The sequence below is a fragment of the Lactobacillus helsingborgensis genome (genome assembly GCF_000970855.1).
Lineage (GTDB): Bacteria > Bacillota > Bacilli > Lactobacillales > Lactobacillaceae > Lactobacillus > Lactobacillus helsingborgensis.
The window spans coordinates 73,719-97,878 of the sequence record NZ_KQ034055.1; the positions used below are offsets into that span (position 1 = coordinate 73,719).

At 31.9% G+C, this 24,160-nt stretch carries 25 protein-coding genes; all 25 read right to left on the bottom strand.

Annotated features, from left to right (window positions below; translation table 11 throughout):
• Positions 1–7: 7 nt before the first annotated feature.
• The 25 genes from JF73_RS09020 to JF73_RS09135 all read right to left on the bottom strand — a co-directional run bounded on the left by JF73_RS09020 (position 8) and on the right by JF73_RS09135 (position 24,017).
• Positions 8–2,269: a VirB4 family type IV secretion system protein gene (locus JF73_RS09020; protein ID WP_046325847.1), complete on the bottom strand. Its 2,262-nt coding sequence runs from the start codon at positions 2,267–2,269 to the stop codon at positions 8–10.
• A gap of 19 nt (positions 2,270–2,288) precedes the next feature.
• Positions 2,289–3,368, bottom strand: a complete 1,080-nt coding sequence (locus tag JF73_RS09025; protein ID WP_244885272.1) for a hypothetical protein — start codon at positions 3,366–3,368, stop codon at positions 2,289–2,291.
• A 64-nt stretch (positions 3,369–3,432) separates the two neighbouring features.
• Positions 3,433–3,726, bottom strand: a complete 294-nt coding sequence (locus tag JF73_RS09030) for a hypothetical protein (protein ID WP_046325848.1) — start codon at positions 3,724–3,726, stop codon at positions 3,433–3,435.
• A gap of 16 nt (positions 3,727–3,742) precedes the next feature.
• Positions 3,743–4,147, bottom strand: coding sequence for a hypothetical protein (locus JF73_RS09035; protein ID WP_046325849.1), 405 nt, complete (start codon positions 4,145–4,147; stop codon positions 3,743–3,745).
• Positions 4,148–4,187: 40 nt separating this feature from the next.
• Positions 4,188–4,607 carry a hypothetical protein gene (locus JF73_RS09040; protein WP_052724693.1) on the bottom strand — a complete coding sequence of 140 codons (420 nt, stop codon included), beginning with the start codon at positions 4,605–4,607 and terminating at the stop codon, positions 4,188–4,190.
• A 237-nt stretch (positions 4,608–4,844) separates the two neighbouring features.
• Positions 4,845–5,087: a hypothetical protein gene (locus JF73_RS09045; RefSeq protein WP_046325850.1), complete on the bottom strand. Its 243-nt coding sequence runs from the start codon at positions 5,085–5,087 to the stop codon at positions 4,845–4,847.
• Between the two features lie 974 nt (positions 5,088–6,061).
• Positions 6,062–6,226: a hypothetical protein gene (locus JF73_RS09990; RefSeq protein WP_167334251.1), complete on the bottom strand. Its 165-nt coding sequence runs from the start codon at positions 6,224–6,226 to the stop codon at positions 6,062–6,064.
• Positions 6,227–6,848: 622 nt separating this feature from the next.
• Positions 6,849–7,718, bottom strand: coding sequence for a hypothetical protein (locus tag JF73_RS09050; protein WP_046327892.1), 870 nt, complete (start codon positions 7,716–7,718; stop codon positions 6,849–6,851).
• Between the two features lie 57 nt (positions 7,719–7,775).
• Positions 7,776–8,639, bottom strand: a complete 864-nt coding sequence (locus JF73_RS09055) for a hypothetical protein (RefSeq protein ID WP_218838188.1) — start codon at positions 8,637–8,639, stop codon at positions 7,776–7,778.
• Positions 8,623–9,198 (bottom strand): JAB domain-containing protein, encoded by a 576-nt coding sequence (locus JF73_RS09060; RefSeq protein ID WP_052727806.1) that lies wholly within the window; start codon positions 9,196–9,198, stop codon positions 8,623–8,625. The genes JF73_RS09055 and JF73_RS09060 overlap by 17 nt, the downstream gene beginning before the upstream one ends.
• A gap of 26 nt (positions 9,199–9,224) precedes the next feature.
• A complete protein-coding gene (locus JF73_RS09065) occupies positions 9,225–9,440 on the bottom strand; it encodes a hypothetical protein (protein WP_046325853.1) in 216 nt (71 codons plus the stop codon).
• Positions 9,441–9,454: 14 nt separating this feature from the next.
• Positions 9,455–9,772 (bottom strand): hypothetical protein, encoded by a 318-nt coding sequence (locus tag JF73_RS09070; protein WP_046325854.1) that lies wholly within the window; start codon positions 9,770–9,772, stop codon positions 9,455–9,457.
• A 13-nt stretch (positions 9,773–9,785) separates the two neighbouring features.
• The gene (locus tag JF73_RS09075; RefSeq protein ID WP_046325855.1) at positions 9,786–10,307 is read right to left on the bottom strand and encodes a hypothetical protein; all 522 of its coding nucleotides are present in this window, start codon (positions 10,305–10,307) and stop codon (positions 9,786–9,788) included.
• A gap of 79 nt (positions 10,308–10,386) precedes the next feature.
• Positions 10,387–10,650: a hypothetical protein gene (locus JF73_RS09080; protein ID WP_046325856.1), complete on the bottom strand. Its 264-nt coding sequence runs from the start codon at positions 10,648–10,650 to the stop codon at positions 10,387–10,389.
• On the bottom strand, positions 10,647–10,898 hold the full coding sequence (locus tag JF73_RS09085) for a type II toxin-antitoxin system HicA family toxin (RefSeq protein ID WP_046325857.1): 252 nt from the start codon (positions 10,896–10,898) through the stop codon (positions 10,647–10,649). The genes JF73_RS09080 and JF73_RS09085 overlap by 4 nt, the downstream gene beginning before the upstream one ends.
• The gene (locus JF73_RS09090; protein WP_046325858.1) at positions 10,895–12,430 is read right to left on the bottom strand and encodes a DUF3854 domain-containing protein; all 1,536 of its coding nucleotides are present in this window, start codon (positions 12,428–12,430) and stop codon (positions 10,895–10,897) included. The genes JF73_RS09085 and JF73_RS09090 overlap by 4 nt, the downstream gene beginning before the upstream one ends.
• Before the next feature lie 337 nt (positions 12,431–12,767).
• Complete coding sequence (locus JF73_RS09095) at positions 12,768–13,715, bottom strand: class A sortase (protein ID WP_257011528.1); 948 nt, start codon at positions 13,713–13,715, stop codon at positions 12,768–12,770.
• Positions 13,678–14,004, bottom strand: a complete 327-nt coding sequence (locus tag JF73_RS09100) for a hypothetical protein (protein ID WP_046325860.1) — start codon at positions 14,002–14,004, stop codon at positions 13,678–13,680. Before JF73_RS09100 ends, JF73_RS09095 begins: the two co-directional genes overlap by 38 nt.
• A 223-nt stretch (positions 14,005–14,227) precedes the next feature.
• Positions 14,228–14,779: a hypothetical protein gene (locus JF73_RS09105; protein ID WP_046325861.1), complete on the bottom strand. Its 552-nt coding sequence runs from the start codon at positions 14,777–14,779 to the stop codon at positions 14,228–14,230.
• An 11-nt stretch (positions 14,780–14,790) separates the two neighbouring features.
• Positions 14,791–16,170 carry a hypothetical protein gene (locus tag JF73_RS09110; RefSeq protein WP_046325862.1) on the bottom strand — a complete coding sequence of 460 codons (1,380 nt, stop codon included), beginning with the start codon at positions 16,168–16,170 and terminating at the stop codon, positions 14,791–14,793.
• Positions 16,171–16,210: 40 nt separating this feature from the next.
• Positions 16,211–16,669 (bottom strand): hypothetical protein, encoded by a 459-nt coding sequence (locus JF73_RS09115; RefSeq protein WP_143435154.1) that lies wholly within the window; start codon positions 16,667–16,669, stop codon positions 16,211–16,213.
• Positions 16,670–16,876: 207 nt separating this feature from the next.
• Positions 16,877–18,172 carry a hypothetical protein gene (locus tag JF73_RS09120; RefSeq protein WP_046325864.1) on the bottom strand — a complete coding sequence of 432 codons (1,296 nt, stop codon included), beginning with the start codon at positions 18,170–18,172 and terminating at the stop codon, positions 16,877–16,879.
• On the bottom strand, positions 18,162–19,259 hold the full coding sequence (locus JF73_RS09125) for a hypothetical protein (protein WP_052724695.1): 1,098 nt from the start codon (positions 19,257–19,259) through the stop codon (positions 18,162–18,164). The genes JF73_RS09120 and JF73_RS09125 overlap by 11 nt, the downstream gene beginning before the upstream one ends.
• Before the next feature lie 3 nt (positions 19,260–19,262).
• Complete coding sequence (locus JF73_RS09130) at positions 19,263–20,519, bottom strand: hypothetical protein (RefSeq protein ID WP_046325865.1); 1,257 nt, start codon at positions 20,517–20,519, stop codon at positions 19,263–19,265.
• 474 nt (positions 20,520–20,993) lie between these two features.
• The gene (locus JF73_RS09135) at positions 20,994–24,017 is read right to left on the bottom strand and encodes a VaFE repeat-containing surface-anchored protein (RefSeq protein WP_046325866.1); all 3,024 of its coding nucleotides are present in this window, start codon (positions 24,015–24,017) and stop codon (positions 20,994–20,996) included.
• Between the last annotated feature and the right edge of the window lie 143 nt (positions 24,018–24,160).

Genomic DNA, 24,160 nt, shown 5'->3' on the forward strand with positions numbered 1-24,160 from the left:
GCATCCCCTAGCCAATGGCTTTATTTATAGCGTCAATTTCCATTCTATGTTTTCGTGCTTGGCCAATAGCACGATTCGACTCAACAAATTGCATTTCCTTAAGACTTGGATTAGTTCTAATCCATATACTCTCCCCTTCTTGTCTTAGAATTCCTTCACCAGGCTCAGGGTTACCTGTTAAAATGTCTAGAGCTCCATCAGTTAAATCAACAGTTTCTTTCATTAGTCTTCTATGCTCAGGCTTTGTAGCCAAAACAAACATAAACTCTGAATTAGTCACTAATGCTTTAGCTTGCGGGTTCCCTTGAAAACGTTCAATATCCTGTGTAAGCCAAGTAATAGAGCCATTCCTTTTTCTATCTCGTCTAACAATAGTTTCAAAGAAAGATGACATTTCCGGATCATCAATAAATTGAAGTATCTCGTCTGCATCAAGAACTTTTTTAACCATTGCTTTGGCTGGATTTTTCATCCATCGTTCCCACAGATATTGCGTAATAACATAGTAGGCAACCCTTTTAATTGAGCCATCCAGTTGGGAAATATTAAAATTTACATACTTATAATCATTGAGTAACTGAGATCGTCCTTTACCAAAATATGTTTGACCGTCAAATATAGGACGCTTTCCATCACGCAAATAGAGTTTAAGCGCATCCATCAGACGTTCAACCTTAGGATCAATTTCTCCATTTTCATCTGTATTTTGAATTTCTAACTCTTTATAAATGTCAGTTAAAGTTGGCTCAAGCTTAGGTAATCTATCATGATATACGTCGTCAACCATGCCTGCTTTATTTGAAAAAAGGCTATTAGGGTCCGTAGTTATTCCCATGCTATTGACAACTGAATTAACAGCATCTTCTAGTCTTTTCTCCTCACCAACGCTCATTTTTGATTCACTTTCATTACTTGTAAGAATTACATTTACAAAGCCTTTAATGTTTGCAAGCATTTGAGAAATATTCACTTGTTGTATATATCTTCCACCGTCCTTGTGAGTTGTAACTATGCGATGATCATTGTCGTCTAGACGTATTCTTTCTTCCATTTCATCAATACTTAATTGTTGTCCATTTTCGTCTGTCATAGTTTCTTCTTCTAGTGGAGTTTCAAACAAAGACAGAGCACATGGATTAATAACAAACTGAGCATTGGCAGTTATTGTCAGATTCAGCTGTCCTAATCGCTTAGCTAAAAGTATATATTCGCCGTCTGGATCTATTGATCTGTGTTCCAAGCCCAAAATAGATATTTCTCTGGCCATTTTTATTTTGTTTGCAGCAGATTTACCACTACCTGCTTCTCCAACTATACCCATGTTGTAGTTAATGGGGCGATGAGTATCTGTACCAAAAATATTTAAAAATTCTGTGTTTTGTGATGGTGTTGCCTGGTTGTTGCCGAAAGGGATGCCGCCATTAAATCTGCCTGATGCATTTCTAGCTACATCCATAACTGCTAAAGCTTTTCTATCAACATTTCTATATGTATCATTTAAATAGCTAATCCTTGCGCCGATTGGAATGGTTGTTAAATAACCACTTTTTTGTCTTTTAGCATAAGGAGTAATTGACAAATTTTCATTGGCCAATAAATCAGCTACAATTCCAAAATTTTGGTTTACTTCTCGATCGCTTGATCCATATACTATTACGCTAATTGCCACATCATACATTCTATTTTCATCAAATTGTACTTGGTCAAGAAAATTATCAATATCGCTATACTTAGCAATATTGTCCCTCTCTTGAAATGTTTGTCCTTTTTCTTTTTGATACTCGGCATTAGCTTCGATAATATTAAGCATATTTGATAAATTTCTCATGGTAAACCTACGTGACTGAGGCACTATGTCCAGAGTCACATCTACATTACCTTGTGCTAATAAGTCTTGGAAAACTGTTGTATCTAGGGTTCGTGGATAGCCAGATGGAGGCACATAGGCTGCAATACCATACGTCTTTGACCTCATATTTTCTCGCATAACGAATTCATCTTGCATAAAGTCATCTGTCGACCAATAAGATGGACCAATTATATTAAATAATGATGGCTGACCCAGAATAGAACTTGGAGTTTTATGTTTTTTATCATATTCATTTTGTTCAATTTCCTCATCAGAATTCTCTTCGTTGCTTAGATCAACATAAGAGTAATCCATATCTTCATTGTCAGTTTCACCTGCGGTTTCATTAACTTCTGATTCGCTATTATCTACTTCATCTTTAGTAAACTTATTTTTTCGTAAAAATGAACTTAAGCTCATACTAACCCTACCTCTTTTATTAATTTAAATCTTTAAAATCAAAAGTCTCTAATACATTATCCTTATTCGTGCTATTTTCATTATTTTCTTCACTATAATAATCTTTACCTTTCGCCAATAATTCGTCATTTTTCTCTTTCTGTTCCTTCAAAAGTATATCTCGGGCATGATTTATCGCCTTTTCTTCAATATGTATTCGCTGCTGCACTTCTTTGTAGAACTTATCTGGTTGCTTGGCACTAGTGAATATTTGGTATTTTTGCTGTTTTATAATATTTTCTAGACGAATTTTTACAGAAGACTTTCGATTAAAAGTTTTGTACAGAACTTCAATTAATCCAAAAGATGCTAAGGGTGCTAACGCATGATCTGCTCTGCGCAACAAACCATTTGCTCGTTCAATTTGTCGAGATAATTTTTCAAAAGCTTTCTCATGGATTTGTTCCTCTAATGTCTCAACAGAATCACCATAAACCTCTTCTGGCTTAATAACTGCCATGAACTGCAAATAAGCTTTATTTTCAAATCGCTCTGCCTGTTGCTGATAATTAAGGGTATCTTCAATTACCTCAGTCGCATAATTCTTCATTTGAGTATTTGAACCAATAATTTTTTGTGAATTTTCCTTAAGTTGATTTAAAAAATTAGTCATCTCAACTCGTTGACTTTGAGATGTAATTTTTAAAGGCTCACGAATACTATTAAAAAAAACCTCTTGAATAGCATTTTGCTGTAGTAATTCTTCTGGAGTCTTTAAATACGGATTAGATTGTTGCATTTCTGCTAAGGCAATAAACATCCTAGAATTATCACCAGTTTCGTATTCAATCATTCCATCTCGTATATCAATTATTCCTGCTTCTTGTAATAAATTTTCCCAATTTACCCAGTCATCATATGTAATTTCCTCTTCATAAACAGGTGATTCGGCAGGATTGTTTTCCACATCTTCTTCACTGTTACCTAAGCTATCTCCAGCTTTATCTCTAGGCGTCATATCAAAATCTTGTTGCTGGGAATGATGGTAAATAATTATTCCTCCTACAATAAGAGCTACCATAATAACAAGTAAAGATATAAGTAATAAAATATTAAACACCTCTCTTAAAATACGTTAAAGCAAACAGCCAACCTATAAAGGTTGGCTGCTAAATTTAGCGTTTTTAACGTCTCCTACGTTGTCCTAGTCTACTTTGGCTTGAGCCCTGACCTAATAAGGTTTTCCAAAATCCATTTTCTTGAAAACTAACAGCAATCTGGCCAGGCTTTGCAATGGTTAAACCAACAGCCCATATTCCTATAGAAACTATAATAATTAAAAAAATATTGTCGTGTGCCACAAAAACCATATCTAAAATAGCAATAATCCAAAAAGCTAAAGTCAATCCAAAAACCATTCCTGCCTTGTTCTGCTTAGTATTCTTGCCATTTAATCGTTGTATTTTCTTGTTTGACATGCTATTTTCCTTTCTTTCAATCAATAGGATGCTGTTTAAAATATGGCAACCGCTCGTTAACAAAATGACGGTTAGGTTGAATATTAATATAAGTTCCTACTTCCCGTCTTAGAAAGCGGTAATTAATAAGTAGCTGAGTGTCTTCGTAATACAGTAGATCCCCTTGCTTGTCCCTAATTGGTTTAAAAGCAATAACGGCAAAAGGTACAACTGTAGCTACAAAGAACATTGCAGAAAATACAATTGCAGTTCCAGAACTTACTCCTATAGCAGTCAAAATATTATTCAAAATTGTATAAATGATACTTCCAATAATTAAGCCTGCAGCTGAAATACTTACTTGTAGCCAAGTTGCAAAACCTAATACTTTTTTTTGCGGTCCAGAAAGATTAACTATTAGCTCTTGTCTAGTAACTCCCACCTGTACACTTCCTTTCTAATTAGAAAATCTATAATCATAGCTAAGAATTATTAACAGAAATGTGTGTAGCCATACCAACTAACGCTTGTGCATGAAGAACAACTACTTCTCCGACTATGATAAAAAACAAACCAACAATAGAGTTAGTACGACTTCTTGGATCACTGGTCACAGCAGAAGCTCCAATTTTCATCCCACAAATAACTGCAGCTATAATTAAGATCACCGTTGCAAAATCTTGTGTTGGCGCTAAAAAGCCAAAAAATATATCAGCAAAAGTATTGGCACCTGCGGCATCGCCGGAAGTGCGTGGGTCTGGATTATATTTTGTAGCAGCCAGGGTAATTAATGTAGAAGCTTTCATTCCAAAATAAGTAGCAAATAGGCCTGCCCAGTATCTAATTGATTTGGCATGAGTTTCTATAAATTTAGCATATGAGGTTTTAATTGTATCTGACATATTTATTCCTCCTTCCTATCTTTCAACCATATAAACAAAAAGAAAAGCCACAAATCCTTTTTCTCTTTATGTTTCAAAAGAAAAATTGAATTGCAGCTCTCTATAAGCCTTATATTTTTGTCAATAAAAGAATTGATGGACATTTTCTTTTTATAAATAGGCTACCTATAATAATACCTAGTTAAAGACTTCTAACATTGATAAGTTCATTTTTTGGAAAATGCTAACTAAAAAACTTTATATTCTTTCTTCAATCGAAAAAGGTATCCCAGAGTAAATTTTTTGTAATAAATCATGGTCGGATAAAAGAATCATCCCTATTGATTTATCCTTATTTAGAAATACTGAGCCATCTGGTTTAAGTCTTAAATAAACTTTGAGATCTTTATCTGTTGGAAAATTAAATCTTTGATTAACTTTACGTGTGCGATCAAGTAGTTCTTCTTCTATTACCTTCGGTGCTCGTCTCAAATAAGCCATACTTATCTTATCTTTCCTTCTTTCTTTGCATTGTCAAATAAAAGTCTACGATAATTTATTTGATTACATTTGAATAATTTCATTTCACTCAAAATAGAACATGGTTTTGTTCGATAATAATTTTTATTAATTCTACAGTCTCACTAAAAACTCTTAGTATTGTTACAAATACTAATGTTTGAGAGAATAAAACAAAATCACTTCTTCCAAGGATATATTTTGTTAAAAACACATGTTATTTATAGATTTTTTTAAATAAAAATTATCTATTATTTTAACGAATTAGGCGTAAAAATATTCAATATATGCAAATATTTAAATTTTTTATAGTAAAATATTTATTAGTTTTTTCTTCCACTATTATCTATTAAATGTTATACTATCTTCATACCATTAATTCGGTATATACAAGACAGATTGTGGATATGAACGATAGCTATTTTTTCAAATTTACCAACCTTCTTGTGAAACTATATATTTAATTAACTATCTATTTTTATATATACTCATGTTTAATACACATCTATATTCCGTCTAATAAAACTTTATTATACAAAAAAAGCTTAGTTTAAAAACTTAGCTTTTTTATTTTATTACATTTTTCGTTATTGACAAAATCGGCTATGCATACACCAATAGTCGTGGTTCTTGATAATTAAACTTAATCATTTCTATTCATTGAAAGCCTAATCAGCAACAAATTCTTATAGTCAGTATTATTTGCATCTACTTTAGTTATATTATGTATCTTAACTTACGTATAATAGCCAATATCCAGTTATCATTGAAGTAAACCATTTGCCCACTGTTAAAAATTTTTTCAAAAATTAATCAGATTAATATGCAAAGTCAATTAATAAATAATATAATATATTTGTAAAATAAAAAAAGAAGTTCTGTAAAAACAAAACTTCAATGAATATCGAGCTTCCGCTTTAAAGGCGGTCGGCTCCATTATTGGACTTTTTTAAAAGCTATCCTAATAACTCGCCAAAGTAATGAAGGACGGCTCTTTTTATTTCTTGTTGTTGCCTATATAGGTTAGCAAAACAATAATAAACGTTGCAAATTCTAGCGCTAATTTCAGTGCTTCGTAAACGCTCAACAGCTATACAACCCTTTAAAGAATTTCTTGCCATAAGCAACCTCTCCTTTTTCGTGTGTAAACAGCCAGTCGCCCTCAAAACTATTCGCTTTCAATTCGTTTTTATTATAACAGATTTTTATTTCCCATTGAATAATATAAAAATGAATTAAACAAGTCAGATTTACAGATTTAAAAATATAATATATAATTTCAGCCAAGTATCTAGGCAAAGCTAACCTAGACATGATATAATAAGTTTATAAAAGAATCTTTGAAAAAAGACTCTTCTAAATGTTAAACAACCGCTTTAAAGCTGGTTAGTTTCATTATTGGACTATTTTTAGACTGATTCCATAACTCGCCAAAGTTATTCGTGGGACAGTCTTTTTTATATCTATCAATTAAAATCAAAAATATTTACAAACCTCTAAGTATTTTTCTGGACAAATATCAAATATTTTTTTAAGTTTTAATAGTAGACAGCAAGCAAATCTGTCGTGTGTCAAAATTTTTTAATAACATACTCATTGTTCAAATAGAATAAAAAGGGTCCTCAAAAAGTAAGGCTAATGGCCTCCTTTCTAAGGACTCTTTTTGTGATTAATTTTCTTAACCACGATATTAAATAAACTTTTTATCTTTTATAATAAAAGATAAATCTTCATTTTAACAACTTAAAAGAATGCTCTTTCTTTTGGTTTTGGTATTAAGCTACGTTTAGTAGGAACAACTATAAAGTTGCTGTCCAAAAAGTTATGGATGTAATCAATCAATTGCTTATAACTTACAAGTCCATTCCATCTAACCAACTTATTTTCTTTACCTATTGAAAGATATAGCTCCTGCATTAATTTATAATCCCTTACAATCTCCTGCTGTCGCTTATCAGCAATATTAAGATGTGCCAATACATAATCATAGTAAGCATAATTTTTAGATCTTGTCCCCGCAATCAATCCTTTAAATACATCTTTAAGTTCAAAATTTATAAGACTTATCCAATGGGCGTCTTTACCATATATTTTTGCTTTAATATTCGAAATTAAATAAGCATAACCTAGTAAATATTCTTTTGAGATATAGGAGTAACGCACAAAAGGCTTATTACATCGATAATAAGTGTCAGTATAATGTGCGACAAGTTCTTTAGCATCAGATAAGATTAAAAAGCGTTTGTAATATTGATTCCTCTCTAATTTATAATAAATAGAACGACAATAAGTTTGATCGCTTTTTCCAAATAATTTTAATTTCATTTGGGTCTTATCTGAAACAAATCGTGTTTCTATTACTTTCCTATTTTCCTGGGATGCACACGTTTTAAAGCCGATATATGGGTATAAAATTCTAGCCGCTTTAAGTATCTGTTCATCATCCCACAAATAAGAGTGATATATAACTCGAGCCAATTGCTTAAACTTATGAAAAAGGGTTGGGGATTTATCAAACTGATTTTGATCAACCAACAATTTTTTTCTCTGCTTTGTCTTGGCCATTAACGAACTAAAAAGTTCCAGCTGTTCAATATGATTTTTAGTTTCCATGTTCTATGCCCCATTTAATAAGTCATACATAACCGAGCCATAGACACATTCATTAATTTAGTTCATTAGTTCGAAAAAATTATTCGGAAAATTATTTGCAATTTTTATCAATACATTACTTTCTTCTTTTTCTTTACATTCTCGATTAGCTAGTGGAGTAGTATCGAGATTCAAAACCCTCTGTTTAAAAAAATTTTTAATAATAAAATAAATTGCCTGATCTTCATCCATTTCATAATTTCTAACAAGTTTCTGTATTTGATTTCTAAATATATTAATGTTTATAGAATTAATTCCATTTTTAAACTGCAAACTAAGTGTAGCCATTTGATACTTTTGTAATTGCATTTCTTTATAAAAAGATCCTAATATTAGATCTTTAACTACAAAATTAAATTTTTCAGCAATTCTTCTATATATTTCTTTAATCAAAAAAAGTTGATGATTATTAAAGGGCTCCAATAGCTTAAACCTTGCATCGACATTTTGATCATATTCAGAAAATTTTGCTCCAACCGCCATTGCTTGGGCAATCTCAAGTATAAAATCCTCATCAGTATGTAAACAGTTCAATTCAAAACTACCATAATGATTTATTTGGCAAAATTTTGGATCAATAGCTTCATCGATCTGATAATTTCCAATTTGATAGATAATACTTTTTGCAACTTCTAATAAGATAATTCTATGCAAAGAGTATTTACGTTGACACGTCAATAACTTCCTCTGAGTAATTTTAACATTAATAAAAAAATGATGAATGTGGCTATTTGGCAATGTAAATTCAATGCCGAACCCCTCACTAACGTCAGTAAAGGAAAAAACTTCTGAATTAAAATTTATAGGAAAATATTTGGCTTGAATAATTTTCCAGTTTTCTTTGACATCTTGAAATAAGCTTATGCTAGTTTTCATCGGCAATGAATAGTCCTTTTTCTCGAAAAGAAAAATATTCGCCTTCACCAATAATTAAGTTATCCAAAAAAGTAACATTAATTTTATCAAAAATGCTTATCAAAAGATTACAGACTTCCATATCTGCATGTGAAGGTGTTAAATCACCCGATGGATGATTATGTGCTAGAAAAACGCCAGAAGCATTACTTAGTACTGTTTTTTTTATTACCTCTCCAATATCGACCTGGCTAGCGTTTTTTTTACCTATATTAATCAGAAAATCAGCAGTAGGTTTATATCGGTTATTTACTGAGATAATGTGTAATTCTTCTTGTTTAAGCACACTATACTTATTTGCTAAGTATTTTCCTACTACCTCGCTTGTAGAAAGCATCGGCAAATTTCCTGAGTTTTTTGAGAGCTCTTCTCGTAAAAATTCAAGAAAAAGTTGCTGCATATTTAACGAAGCCTTCCTAAACAAGTCCCCTTTTTTTATTTCTTCAAACAATGTATCAACACTTGTTATATTCTTTTTTTTCAGATCCTTTTGTATAATAGTTGCCTTATTCTCAACAAAGTTCATATTTTCTTCCTTTTCTTTTATTTAACCTAATTCAACTTTCTACCACATATAGGGCAGAAATTAATATTTATAGAAGCTTCAATTGCAGCTTCTGTGAACTTAGTTATTGATTTATCCACAATATTTAACCAATTTTTATTATCATTTTGATATTTAAAAATTTGTATTCTGTATGGGTCATTTTCATCTCCTGATAAGTCAGCAAATATATCAGGATCACAATATTTACAATAATTTTTCATATTTCCTCTAATCTTCACTTATCAGCTAATTGTATTTTAGTTTGTGAAACATCTTTAAAAATGGTATTCAATCTTTCGAAAAGCTCTTTGTAAGTTAAATTATTATAAGTAAAGCTTTCATCGTTAAAAATACCTTCAAGATTATATTTTTGAGTTTCAGGGTCTCTATTGTCTTCACAAGCAATTAAATCCCAACTATCAATGTTATCCAAATCCATATCGTTTAAAAACAGTTCACGATAGTTAATAGAATATATGTGTCTAGCTACCTCATTCGTCCAAATTTCAAAATGATAATGGTAAGCCAAAATTAGTACATCTTTTTTTGTCATTTTTTAAGTTCCTTTAAAAATTCGTTCTTATTACACATTTATTGTTCTTGTTAGGCATAGCTTCATCACACTCAACTATGCAGGCTTTGGCATTATTATTGCAAATAGACATAATCCTTTTGCAATAGTCTTTTGCAGAAGTGTCATTTTCAAAATTACTGTTCTTAATAAACAAGTCTAATTGAGTAGTTGTTATGGTAAGTAAAAAGCATGAAGGCTCCATTTCACTTACTTTATTGCAACTTATTAAAAGTCCATATTCGGAGTTAAAATCTAGCATATTATGAAGCACTTCTTCAGGATCACAAATTCTAAATTCGTAATCTAAATCATACTTATTCCAACTGTCTATATTCTTTTTCTGCAGCCTAGTGTCATGCCTTAGTTCATCAATAAAAACCCTTGTCTTTATAATGTAAAAGCAGAAGTTTTCTGTGTCACACGGAAAAGGTATGGCCAAAAGATTGTTCAAATCTACAGTTTTTTTATATTTAATTCCTTTATCTTTTTTTGCTTTACAGTTCTTCTTATCCATTTTTCTCCAAACAAAAAGAGAAATACTAAAAAGTAAATCCCTCATTAAATATTATTTTATTTTCTATAAACAAAGTAGTCTAGGCAAGTTCTTGATCTAACAATACATTCCAATCTTTTCTTACGCTATCTTTGCTACTTGTTTCTGGTTGTTCGTGTTCCGCAATACAGCTAGCCAGATAATCATTAATTCCATCTTTAAAGTCATTTTCAAGTTCTTGAAATGATTTTCCTTCATATGAAATTATTGAGTTTTTAAGGCCTAAAACTCTACCATACATGATATTGTCCTCAGCAGAAAACTCAATCGAGCCTGTATAACCTTTGTACGATAATAAACTCATAATTTACCTGCTTTCTTTAAGCTCTCTTCAATATCCTCAAGCTGATATTTCTTTAAATAGTTCTTAGGATGTGGTCTATGTAAATCAATTTTAACATTATCGCATCTAAACTGTACACGTGAACCACTTGAATGTCCCTTCATAACCAGTTTAAAATCAGAATATGATAATAACTTTTTGGCTTCTTCAAAAGTGAAATCATTTGGTTTGCTATTAAATCTTTCCAATAATTTTTTATATTTATTCATTCATAACCTACGATTTCAATATCAACACCGTTAACTAAAGCGTCATCAATACCTTTTGCTAGATCTGGGCCCCATACAGCCAAATTGACTCCAAACTTATTTTCAATTAAAAAGTCTAAGAGGTCAACATAATTTTGAGCTACCTGGTCATTGGTCAACATATCCATGTCATATGCTATAGTAACTGAATTAACGTGAAGCTTTTTAAGCATTGGTAAAAATTTATGATATGAATTAACGCCAGCTACCGCTAGAACATCACGACCAAAAATATCTAGTTCTTTTTCAGAAAATACTTTAGGTAAATAATTTGCGGCAATATAGCCTTTTAATCCTCCTTCAGTGACCCAAATAGCTTTTGGCTTATTAATATATTTTTCAAGTTCTTTTCTCTCGTCAGGATTATCAGGGTTCAGCTTCGCAACGCGAGGATTGTATGCTACTTGAACCGGTAATTTACCGTATGTATCCGCACCATTACACGCACTACTAGACGAAACCCAATAATATTTTGGCTGAGTTAAAACTTTGAAAGTATATTTCTCCTTCATTACATCTTCACCGTAATGAAGTGTAATTTCTTTCTCACCATTAAGTTTTCCATTTGCTATCACTTTGCCTGAGGGCTCAAAGGACGAGTATAAGTTAACTTTATAATTATCACTCTTAATATAAACTTCTAAGTGGCCTTGGTTACGTTCTAAAGGCTTAGTAATTCTTCCATATTTCTTTGGTTCATCAATTCTTATCTGAAATGCTACTAACTGATTATATTCATTATAGTATGGAATAAGCATCCCTTGAACACCAAAATTTTTGCCATTAGCAGTAGAAAACACAGGAAACTTAATTATTTCGTCCTTCACTCTTGCTTGACCATTATAAAAACCTGGTACACCATGCCATAAATCTTTTGGCAAATTCAGCTTTTCTAAGGCCTTTGTCCATCTAGAAATAACGACGCTTTTACCGTCTTTATTTTTTGTACCTTTAACTTGAACAAATATACTTTTTCCATCTTCATCAGCATAATAAAAGGAGCCAAAACCACGACTTCCATGAAGTTCAATTTCTTGATCAGTTAAACCACGATTAATTAAATTTTGCCTATGCTTATCCTGTAAAGGATAAGCTGCTAAAACTAATCGATACATAGTATCTAAATTAAACGTAGGAGCTAATTCAAAAACTGAATTTCTTTTAAAAATTGTTTTATCAAGTTTTATTGCTTTGCTGTCATCTACCAGTTGATAAACATATCCTTCAATTTTCTTGATGGTATATTTATATTTAAAACCGTTAATGACATCCGTCTCGTTTTTTACCCGTTGACAAACAACCTTTGTGCCTGTCACATTGATTTGGCACCAATGATCCGAACCACAAATTGGACATTGTCCACCAGCAAATCGAAGAAATCTAACGCAATTTTCATTAGGATAGTCACTATCTTTCATTCCATTTGGCGTGAGATGCCCATATTTGCTTTCTAAATCAGTAATTTTCGACTCTGTTTTTTTACTCGACAACATTTCTTCCCTTTCTAATAAAACTCACCAATCAATTCTTCCCGTTGTTATCTTATATTCATCACCTTCTTTCCTACACAAAAAAGGAACATTGAAATTGTTCAATGTTTCCCTTTATAATCCGTATTTTTATTATTTCGCATGACTCTTAGGTCAAAATTCGTTATACTTTCATGCTTTATTAAAAGCTCTTTGAAATAAACTATCTATACTTCAATTTTGAAGTTCACACAGAATTATATCTGTGTAGCATGTCAATACCTATATAGCTTACAAATTAATTATATCATTTAGTTTGATATAAGCTATAAAAATTAAACTTCTAAAACTATTACCCACTCTAATTTAATGGTAACCATATTTTTATTAAAAAAGCTATCATTATCAATAGAAAAGCTCCCGTATAAAAAGCTGCTATATGTTTAAAAGAAATATTTTGATAAAGTTTCGTTCTAGCAGGTTTTCTTACCAAAACTACCTTTTTAGTAGCAGGATCAATTGTTTTAGCTTGATTCGCTCTTATTTTATTAGCCTGGTTATCCCGATCTGTTAATTCGCACCTTACCATATTGTTTTTAGTTGCGGGTACAGAGCCAATAAGTTGGCCTTGTACAACTGTTCTATGCTTTCCATAACCATATTTTGGGATGTTAAAATCAGAACAAGTAATCAAAGTAATTAAACTATTCCCAGGTTGATTATTTTCAACTTCAATTTGATTAGGGTTCACGGTAAAGGATATCACTTTTGCCTGATATGCATAGATTCTGTGCATATCAGTAACATAGATTATATCATCTGTTTTCATATAATGAAGATTATCTAAGATTGCTGGCCCGTAATTACCCATGTAATGGCCTGCAAGAACATAATTATTTTTAGCTCCTAATGTCCTACCATTAACAGCAGTAACAACACCATAGCTCAAATTTTGATTATGTGAGCCAAATCCTTGAAATAATGGATTATGAATATTTACAACAGGGATAGACATCCTGCCAATTGGATTAGCAGGATATTTTTTTGCTCGCCATAATTCGGTAATATTGATCGACTTTGTTTTTGAAGCATCATATGATGTAACTTCTCTTCTATTTTTATCTGCGCTCTTAATTGTTAACCTCTTACTCGCCTGTTGAGCATTCTCTCTTACAATATACGATTGACCTATTCCAGAGCCAAGAAACATTAAAGTAATTCCCACATATAACATTATCCCAAAAACTAACGTTTTAATAGTTCTATATAACTTATAAGTTTTCAAACTCATTATTTGCCCTTCGCTCATCTTTCTTTCCCTTTTTCTGTTCTCTTTCCTTTTCTCTAGCTTCAAATATCAACGGATAAGCATGATCTTTAAAATCTTTGAAATCTCTTAATTTCCATAGTAAAAAAATACTAAACCCGATTATTCCCGCGATTAGAAAAATAAAAACAATTAATAATTTAAATTTTGGAAAGAAGTGGACAATAGGAAAAAATACTAAAACACAAAAAATCATTATGCCAAACGCAGTTCCCTCAACGTTTAGCAATAGCTTGTCATATGATTTGTTCGTTAATAAATTTTTAAACAATATCTCCTCCATAAGTTAATTAAATTCATCGTAATAGATTACAATATAAATTTCTATATTACTTCACGGTACTAACTGAATAAAACTTTAAAAAAAATTGTTAAATCAAATATTGAAAATCACCATAATTATTCCTACAAGTAAAACAAAAATAAATAAAATTAGGCCATATTCAGTAAATAAATCAATCAAGTTATGAGTTTTTTTCATCATTTTATTTTCCTTAGAACATTCCAGCTACAAAATAAGACGATGCACCTATAAGCATTACTACAATCATAAAATGATAAGCTGAAGTTGCATTTCTTCGATTAGACGATTGTGAAGACATTTCATAAAGTTCCGCTTGATGTGAACCTATTGCATATAACACAGCTGAAACCACATAGAACAGTATTTGTCCAATAAGCATTAGGGCAAAACTTATGATTCTCATATTTCCAAAGTTTCCCATTGCTGGCACACTAATTATTATAAAGTGAGCGCCTATTATCCAAATATAACCAGCAATTATTAAACCGCGTCCCTTTTTTCGCCATTTACCATTATTCCCAATTAAACTAGTAGAAACTATAATTACTCCAGCTAGAATACTAAATAGACTTATCCAGTCAACATACCTAGCTATATTTCCTAACGTTTTAACAAGCGCTAAAGTTGGCTTTAAACTAAAATGGTTTTTTTCAACTGTGTGGTGAATTATTCGATCTGTATTTGAATTAAATTTATGGCTAAAATAACCTGGTAGTTTGTTAGTACCGTTAACTAAAAACATAAACAGTCTTTTCATAGTTTAGACCAACCCAAATACCTTTCTGATAGTAAATAATATCCATTGGGGCTTAATCTAAATCGATAATAAACTTTGGGCTCTATAGTTAGTAAAGCATTTAAGGGCAATTTCATGGGCTTAAATGGCCGATAATTCAGTTTATTAATATCACTTACTAGCAGTTCTAGTTCTGTTAACATTCCGTGATGTGTAACCACGTCAAAGTCACAAATTTTACCATAATTTTTTATTTCCTTGTTTGCTATATTTACCAAATGTTTTGCATGGTCCACAGCATTCTCATCTTTATCAAATTGATGCTGCAACTTATAATATTTGAAAGTATCTATCCATTTACCAGATTTAACAGATATATTAACAGCAACTGTATTTATCCATTCTCTGTATAACTTAGGTAAAGAATATTTATCTAATACCCTTTGAAATGTTTGTGCTATCTCACAACTGGTAAAATAATCTACACAAAACATATTTGAATATTTTTTTGAGAGATGCTCATCATTAATTACTTCAAAATTTGATCCATATGTTCCATCTCTTTGCCTAGATAATTCAAAACTTGATATCTTTGCGTTGGAAACTAACGACATCATTTGGTTAACCTGAGAAATAATAAACTTAGTTTCTGGTATTGATAATTCTCGAATTTTACGAGATGGATATAATCTACCTTTTTTAATTTGAAGTGTATTGCGCTGCAAAAGATCAAATTGCAAATACAAACTGACTTCATGTGTGCCTTTAAAATTACAATACCTCTCTATTAACCCCCTTAAAGCATCAGTCAAAGTTGTTGAAAAAGGCAATTGAAAAACATTCGAATCTTTTGCAAAATCATAAATAATAGTAAAATTACGCAATTTCTTACGTTTTAAATTTAAAATTAGCAATGTTGCCGGTCTTTCAATAATTTCTGCTCTTTCGGCTTGTATACTCTTTTCAAGAGCATTCTTCAGTATCTGCCAACTTGTTACTGAAACTGGCAGGTTATTTGTTTTTATAAAACAAGAGACTTTAACGGTGTCATAAACAACTCCCAGCACATCCAAATCAGTTTCAAAAATCATTTTCGTTAAAAAATTTTTTTTGTAGATCATTAAACAATCATCTAACATTCTTTTGATCAAATAGGCTAATTGATTAATCAGTTTAGGCGATACTTCGGTGAGCAAAATTTTATTTGATAGCTTTGCATCAATAAGACAATTATTTTTTTTAAGGTCATAAATGACCTTAACATGTTCTATTGAGTGTTGAGTGTTGACACTGTAACTGACTAAATCTGTGAGACCAAGATCAATAGGGTTCTCATTTGTTTCATTATTAGTAAAGTAAAAATCCATATCTTCTATATTTTCTGAATAAAAAACCACTACTTATTTCTAAGTAGTGATTCAAGTTTTTTTACTGATGTCACTTATTACTTTTGCTATGATACTTAATTTTTGTAGCAAAATGTCCACCATGTTGTTCTTTATATTTATTAATTGCTTTAAGTCCTTGACCGTTAATGTAATCTTCTTTTGGTTCTTTAATACCGTCAAAAAGCTTTGATTTAAACTTCTGAGCTTCTGATTTATTAATATTAAAATAATCCCAAATTTGCTGATCTGTAAAGCCTCTGCCGTCATATCCATCAACGTTTTTCAGATAAAAATACACATCAGGATCCAAATCTCCATTTGATAAGCGGATTTCATCACCATTAGGATAAAAATAATGTATAGGATGTACAGCCCTTAATTCTTCTGCTTGTGCAACGCTTATACCAGCTGCTACTTCAGTAGCATTTAAAAGTATTTCCCTTTTTTTTATTAACGGTCGATACATCAAGCAGTCTCTACATCCTGAGCAAGTTTTAACATGTTGCATTAGAGGTTCTCTACTTGGCCCAAGTTTTATCCTGTGCAGATTCTTTAGGAAAGTTATAGCTCTCCGTTTATACAAAGTATCCATAGCATTGCTCCACATCTTATAACTTAATTATTTTTAACTTAAACTTTCACAGAAATTATAAGCAATACTATACGGGATGTCAATTATATAAATATAAGTAACTACTTCTACTTAGTAAAAAGTTTATTTGATTGTACATAGCGTTTTATTATTGTATCTAAGCGCTATTTTCTTATACGTTTTTACAACTGTTAAATCACTAAATTTAAATTCAACATCACTTCCAGTATTAGTAATTTTAGTTGGTGTCACTTTATAGGGCTTAACATTTTCTCCTACCGTTCCATCATTATTTAATCCCACCAGTTCAAATCTAGATTTTGTATATGTTACATAAAAATAGTCATAGAGTTTTACACGAATCTTTAAACTGTTTTTATCTAATTTTGGTAAAAGCCATTTTATACCACTTTTGGGATATTGATCAGGCGTTGTTGATAATACAGAGGAAAAGTCTTTACTATTGTTATATGAAAATTCAGCAGGATTAAAACTATTCTGTGTTGAATTGAATTCGTTGTCCTCAGACGATCTTAAATAAATTTGATATGGTTTATTCTTAGCTTTTAATTTGCTTTCCATTGGAACAATAATATTAATTGCTTTTCCATGAGAAATTAAAGCATTGTAATCACGGTACGTAGGATGAACTAAAAAATCATTCTTATTTTTATCTCGAAGTTCGATATCTGAAAAAGAAAAAATAAGATTCGAATTAGTATTATTTATTGCTTTTATAATAATGTATTCGGGAAATTTACTTGATACAACTATCCATAATCGGAATTGGTCAAACTTTGAATCTTGAAATTGTGACATTAGAGAGTTAGCATTTCCGCCACTTTTTACAATGTCTTTAGTTTGTTTGATATAGTTTTTAGCATTTAAATAGTAGTCTCCAACAGATAGATATTGGCTATTATTTATATTTTGAGTTTTTTGTTGGGCATTTGCACTATCAATAAATTTAGCTTTTACATAAATGCCATTGTCATTACGATAGACCAAAGAAACTTTTTTTAAATCTTTATTTAATAATTCGGTTCCTATATAAAATGAAATTGTATTTCCCCAAGTTTGATTACTTCCCAGAGCATAATGAAAATCACTTGGCTCATTTGGTACTTGTAAACTTTTAAAGGTATGGTTCTCAATTTTGAGAAAAAAATTTTGAGAACTAATAACGGTTCTATCAGTTCCGGAGTTAGTCAAAATTACTGGTATTGATAAAACTCCTTCTGCTTGAGCTATATCACCCATATAGAAATCTAAACTAATGCTTTTTAGCTTTTCATTCGTATTAACTTTTTGCTGCGCAACCGGAGTAGTTGCATTACTACCACCACATGCAGTTAAAAATAGAACCATTGATCCAAACATAGTCAAAGTGCTGAGAAGTTTTAGAAAGTTAACCATCATTTTCTTTCTTTCTTTTAGTATCAATTAAATTAGGTAAAATTATTTGCTTCAACCCAGATGAACTATCGTCACTGGAAAGATAGAATGCATTAACAATCCCATCCTTTTGAATAACCGAGCCTACTAATAGTAATATCGGAAATCTAAATTTTGCTAAACTTAGTTGAACATTTAATTGTGAAGCTAGTTTCACTGTAGGAGTATAAAAGACCAAGATATTTTGGTTTCCACTTAGTTTATTTATTGGCTTAGTCAGATCACTACCATTTTCAGTAAACTTATTCCAACGAATTATTACGTCTTTGTAGTAATCAATACTGTCGCTTTGCAAAGCTGGAAAAAAAACCAAATTTTCAATCTGATTAGGAACAAGTTCAATTGCAATTTGCAACGGGGATGTCATATTTTTTTTCATATTTTCATCAACCCTACCTAAGTTAAAAAAAGTTTCAAAACCTTTGTATATCGGTAAGCTTAATAACAGCTGATATATGTCAACTGTTTCCCAAAAACGAATATGATAAATAGATTTTATTGTAAAATAGTTTTGCGGTTGAAAATAACGTCTTTCGCTGCTAAAAAAGTACTCTAAAAAGCGAAAGCCGTTCACTGATAACGTAAACACCTTTACTGTTTTTTTCAAAAAATCTCTATTAAAGTCCCATTGCCAAATTAGACCGTATCTAAATAGTTTTTTTAGTGACTTTTCAACTTTGGAACGAGTAAATATATCTGGATATAAAATAGTTTGACGATAGATTTGCAGTTTTTGAACGCTTTTAAATCGACCAATAAATTTCAACCAGTATAAATCCTCGTCATTTAATTGGCATATTACATAATTAAAATCGTCAGCAATTTCATAACTATAAATATGTGCTACTGAATCTTGAATTCGAACGAAGCCTTCTTGCATGAAATTTCGATGAATTTCAAATTGTTCTTCTTCCTCCTTTGTAAATAATGACGGTAAAAATAACTTTCCATTATTAATATCAATAAACGGATTTTCATTAAGATTTGTGGTTGGAATACTATCTTCTGGTGGTTTAAAATAATTGTTTTTAGAAAATTTATTCATTTTCATTTGTTACATCATCTTACTAATATCCGTTCTTGCAACGCCTTGTGGAAATTTAATTATTGTACAACGACCACTTCGTGTCTTAAAGTTTATGCCAGTCAATATAACTGTTACCGGGGTGTGCTTAGCTGCATCTAAAGAGGTGGGTTTGAAAGGAGATCTACCCGATAAGTCGCCCTTTATTGACCAACCTGGAGCTACCTCTACTAAAATTCCTTTAACTGGATCAACGCCAATAATATAAGCCTTAAAGACTGTCCTACTATTTAATTTATTTCTTATTTCATCTGCTGGGTCAGGAATAAAAGGTAATCGTGTTGTATTAATGATATATCTTATACCACGTGGAACAGACAAACCTGTTTCCACATCATCTTTTGCACGTTGAGATTCCCGATAGTCAGATTTTATTACTCTTGTTATAGAAAATTTTATTTTTTGACCGATAAAAGCTCTTTTACTTAACGGTTCTACTCTACTCAAGTAACAAAAATCATTCCCACGCATACTTAACGATATCCCGTGATAATCAAAGAAAACTATGTCACGAGGTGGTACCACTTTACGCTCACCATTAGAGTCAATAATTTTTTCTGGAATTTCAACAATTCGTGTTATAACACCTTCTCGGACTTTTGAGGTAACTTGCTTAGGTTCCTTAATGTATTGATTATAAAGAGGATTGCCCACAGTGAACTCAGCTTGTTGAATTGATCCAAGTAAAATATATTCGGAGTCAGCCTCTCCTTCATTAGTTTGAACAAATTGATCAATCGCTACTTTTTTTCGTTGTCCAACTAAATCATCTAGATGTCTATAATACGTCCCAGCATGGTTCATAGGTATATATATAGGAGCATTATTCTCGTAGATTCTCATCTTCAACATTGTTAGATTTTTAGTTCCAATTTTAAATGTATTAACAGATTCACCCTCAGCTTCAACTAAGTCTTCTTCACTTAAGGAACTCTGTGAATTCATTCGACGACGGTGTTCAGCAACTTCTTCTTGCATATAACTTGGTATTTTTTCTGCTTTACTTAAAAAGTCTGGGATAGTGTTGTCACCACTTTCATATGCTATCTTCCCTTTAACTTTATTTTCTTCACTTTTTTTACCATCTCCATCAGATGGAATATCTTGAATATTGTCTCCTAATCTTTCCCTACCTAACTCATCAGATAAATTATCTATGCTCATATGCTTCCACTTTCCTTCTAACAAATACAAAAATTGTTCTTTTAGATTATCAAAGTTTTTCAAAATACATTTTTTTCTTCCAAAAACGATAAAATCAACTTTGGGGAAATTATATATTTAAATCTGGTCTAAAAATTTTAAACAAGTAAAAAGAATGCCACTACAGATAATTATATATTTAATTACTTATATTTATAAATGTTAATATAAGCATAAATATAAATATATTTATACTAGCCAGAATTATATGGCTTCTTTTCTAATTTTTCACTGTATAAAAAAAGCATCCAGAAATAATGTACAAAATGCTTACTTAATTGTTATCCAAAAGAGTTTCAAAGTTTACTTGTCAAAAAGTTTTTAGCCTAGACTTAACATAATAAGTAAAAAATCTTTGTAATCATAAAATTATAAATTTTATATATTGATTCAATTACAATTTAGATTCCTAATAGCATAAAAAAACCAAGTTATTGACTTACCTGGTTTTCAAAAAATATAGTATATAATATAGATTTTTTTATATGTTATCGCTTTTTATGCTACAGTTTGTTTTCGTCTTGCGTCATATACTAAGCTACTCATAGCGGTAACAAACATAGCTATTCCTACCCCTTGCAGAGGCCTATCCTCTCCTATTCCTGTTTGTGGCAGGATTTCTTTCTGCGTCTGTAGCGGCTGTGCTTTATTTGTGGCTACTTGCTTTCGCATTACTGGCAATATGGTATGGATATCCATTTGGGATTTGCTCTCCTCTATTGGTACCCGTTTATCACGATTTAGTTCGTCGGTCTCACTTTGTTTGGATAGATCTTCTCCAATTGAGCTCTTTTGACAATTTTTCCCCACCGTTCCTTCACTACAACTTGAAACTTTATTTGTGTCAAAACATTTGCTTTCTATGTCTGCAATGCTATCAGTTTGCCTGCAGGCAGTATTACCCGTGTCATCTATGATGTTATTACTATTTTCATTCGTAATATTGTTATTGTTATTATTGTTGTTATTGTTGTTAACAATAACTTGAGCACTATTGTGACTGGTATCCGGGCGAGGCTGTGGCAATGGGATCACTGTGCCACTTGTATGATCTACTGCAACAGTCTGTGCTGCGTCGCTCAAATCTTCATGAGCCGCGACAATTCTACCATTGGTATATATACTCTCAAAAGCTGTAATATTGTGTCCCTTGTATTGCGTCCCGTCAAATACAAAGGTCAGCGTTATTGTCCCGTTAGCAAGGTTGGGCTTGAACGTGGCTGTTGCCATGACTGGTACTCCCTGCTTAACCACAGGCATACCTGTTACTTGATCTATCAGTTTTCCGCGCACGCTGTATGTCACGCCTGGAATTAAGTCTGTGTAACGAACAATATCTTCCACTGTGTTTTCTTTCTTCGGTGCTAGAACTTTCTGTGTATTATCGCTTAGTGTCGTATGTAGCTGTGGATTGGTCGTATCCAGTGACTGACCAATATCATTTAAATCGCGGTGGTCTGTAAGCAGATAGTCGTTGTAATACAGACTTTCATAGACTACAAGCCTGTGGTTCCGATAATGATGCGCATCAAATCTAACCTTGACACTAGTTCGACCATTAGAGGCCGCTGGAGTGAATTTGTGTATGAATTTTACCATTTTACCATCATTCATCACTGCATTTCCACTATCCTTATCCATAATTATACCTTTCAGGGTATACTGCTTACCTGGAATTAGTTCCCGATAACTGACTACATCAGTAATAGTTTCGCCGTCTGTTGGCTGTAGCTGCTTACCTAAAGTCTCCTTGTTAACAGCATTGGTATGGATATTTGGATTAGAAAAATGCACTGTCTCGTTTTTGTCATTTAAGTCTTCATGGACAGCTGTCCAATGTTCGGGCTTATCACTGCGTGCTATTTCTGAAAAAGCTACTAGGTCTTTCCCAGCTAAGCAGGAGGCGTTGGGTATTCTTAATTGAAGGTCAGTTACAGCTTCTATTCCACCGTCGTTACTGTCATTATTAGGAGAACCGATCGTCTTATGAGCTTCAATTTTCTGCCCATTAATTACCAGCGGTTGACCAGTCGCTTTGTCTACCAGCCATGCATGCACGTTATAGCTAACAGTGCCGACTAAGTGACTAAAATACAAATGCTCGTTTAAGATCTGAGGCCCATGAATCGGCTGACTATATTTCGTATTGTCTTCTAAATTGGTCAAAAGCGAGGTCAAAAGCGGCTTTTTGTGATTGTTAATCGGACCCTGCACGGTCAAGTGATAGACGATTATTTCTTCGCCATCTATCACTTCCTTAGTAATTTTGGCATTATTAGTTAAGTTTTCCTCAGTTAGATCAATTTCTACTGGAGTCGCATCTACATCTAGATTCTTTCCCGTTGATTTTTCTATAGCGATATAATGTCCTGGATCTATGATACCCGAACGAGCAACCCCATTTTTATCAGTGGTAATAGTGCCAATTAATCGATCCATCGACCAACCTTCATCTGCTGTATACACATCAAATTTAGCCTCATTGACAGGATTCCCTTCATCGTCTTTTTTTACCAGATCAAATTGTGCTTTGATTTTTTTAACTTCTGGCGGCGTTGGCGGTGTATTAGGTTCAAAAATTTTACTAAAAGACCATGTGTCTTGTGCATTCCCCGATTTACATCCTACAATTCCTACGGTGTTCTGGGTATTAGCAGAAGATGACTTATATACTGGCGTTATTAAAACGAAACGTGGTGTAGTTGCAGTAATTGAAGCTTTAGGTATATCATCCGAATTTTCACCATTTTCTTTTAGTTTAACATTGATTGGTTTATTAGACTTAATTGATTTGGGAATCGGTTTCAAATCAGCTGTCGTTAAATTTGCAGCTTCTAATGTAACATCCACAGATATGGGAGAACCATTTTCGCTGACAATTGGTGTCAGTGTTGCTGTACCTTTTTCTTTATTAACATTAGTTGCTTTAATCTTTAAGGTTGTTTTACCTGATGTATTGTATTTTTTATCGTTCTTATGCTTCTGAATCCAGTTATAAATTTCATGGACTTTTTTACCATGGGCATCGTTGTGCCAGGTAATATGGGTTGTTGCACCACAAGCCACCCAAACAGCTAATTGTGTCGCATATTCAGCTTCAGAACTATATCCCTTAAATCCCATTTCTTCTGCACTATTTACACCAAACCCTGCTCGTAAAACTTTTTTTACACCAACAGAAGCTTGGGTAGCTATTTTCTTTGATGTTCCATAAGGTGTATATTTTCCCGGGTTAATGCAATAAAAACGAAACCCTTTGCTTGAATGCATTGCTTCATGTCGGTCATCAAATCCTCCTGGTCCATTAACATCAGCAAAATATCTTGTACCAAAAGAATCTTTAACTATCTGTACAGAAGATGGTGGCTTTTTTGCATCAAGCCTCATATAATGATGTCCAGCTGCAAAAGCTTGTTCACTTGATCCTAAAAAAACAGATAAAGCTAAACCAATAGCCGAAGAAAGTTTTATTTTTTTGTGAGGTTTTACGTTATTCTCACTAATTACTTTGCTTAATTTCATCAACAATTCCCTTCACTTTTATTCAATATACAGAAAAAACTTACTAGTCTGTATAGAAACATAATAGGAGGGAATTTAAATTTATGCTTTACTTTTTAAATTTACAGAAATTCATTCATATTTTTATAAAATTCATTACATGA

Coding starts and splice junctions, on each gene's coding strand:
- JF73_RS09020 (WP_046325847.1), bottom strand. CDS start 2,269: ATGAGCTTAAGTTCATTTTTACGAAAAAATAAGTTTACTAAAGATGAA.
- JF73_RS09030 (WP_046325848.1), bottom strand. CDS start 3,726: ATGTCAAACAAGAAAATACAACGATTAAATGGCAAGAATACTAAGCAG.
- JF73_RS09040 (WP_052724693.1), bottom strand. CDS start 4,607: ATGTCAGATACAATTAAAACCTCATATGCTAAATTTATAGAAACTCAT.
- JF73_RS09045 (WP_046325850.1), bottom strand. CDS start 5,087: ATGGCTTATTTGAGACGAGCACCGAAGGTAATAGAAGAAGAACTACTT.
- JF73_RS09990 (WP_167334251.1), bottom strand. CDS start 6,226: ATGGCAAGAAATTCTTTAAAGGGTTGTATAGCTGTTGAGCGTTTACGA.
- JF73_RS09050 (WP_046327892.1), bottom strand. CDS start 7,718: ATGGAAACTAAAAATCATATTGAACAGCTGGAACTTTTTAGTTCGTTA.
- JF73_RS09060 (WP_052727806.1), bottom strand. CDS start 9,198: ATGAACTTTGTTGAGAATAAGGCAACTATTATACAAAAGGATCTGAAA.
- JF73_RS09065 (WP_046325853.1), bottom strand. CDS start 9,440: ATGAAAAATTATTGTAAATATTGTGATCCTGATATATTTGCTGACTTA.
- JF73_RS09070 (WP_046325854.1), bottom strand. CDS start 9,772: ATGACAAAAAAAGATGTACTAATTTTGGCTTACCATTATCATTTTGAA.
- JF73_RS09075 (WP_046325855.1), bottom strand. CDS start 10,307: ATGGATAAGAAGAACTGTAAAGCAAAAAAAGATAAAGGAATTAAATAT.
- JF73_RS09080 (WP_046325856.1), bottom strand. CDS start 10,650: ATGAGTTTATTATCGTACAAAGGTTATACAGGCTCGATTGAGTTTTCT.
- JF73_RS09085 (WP_046325857.1), bottom strand. CDS start 10,898: ATGAATAAATATAAAAAATTATTGGAAAGATTTAATAGCAAACCAAAT.
- JF73_RS09090 (WP_046325858.1), bottom strand. CDS start 12,430: ATGTTGTCGAGTAAAAAAACAGAGTCGAAAATTACTGATTTAGAAAGC.
- JF73_RS09095 (WP_257011528.1), bottom strand. CDS start 13,715: ATGAGCGAAGGGCAAATAATGAGTTTGAAAACTTATAAGTTATATAGA.
- JF73_RS09105 (WP_046325861.1), bottom strand. CDS start 14,779: ATGTTTTTAGTTAACGGTACTAACAAACTACCAGGTTATTTTAGCCAT.
- JF73_RS09115 (WP_143435154.1), bottom strand. CDS start 16,669: ATGCAACATGTTAAAACTTGCTCAGGATGTAGAGACTGCTTGATGTAT.
- JF73_RS09120 (WP_046325864.1), bottom strand. CDS start 18,172: ATGATGGTTAACTTTCTAAAACTTCTCAGCACTTTGACTATGTTTGGA.
- JF73_RS09125 (WP_052724695.1), bottom strand. CDS start 19,259: ATGAAAATGAATAAATTTTCTAAAAACAATTATTTTAAACCACCAGAA.
- JF73_RS09135 (WP_046325866.1), bottom strand. CDS start 24,017: ATGAAATTAAGCAAAGTAATTAGTGAGAATAACGTAAAACCTCACAAA.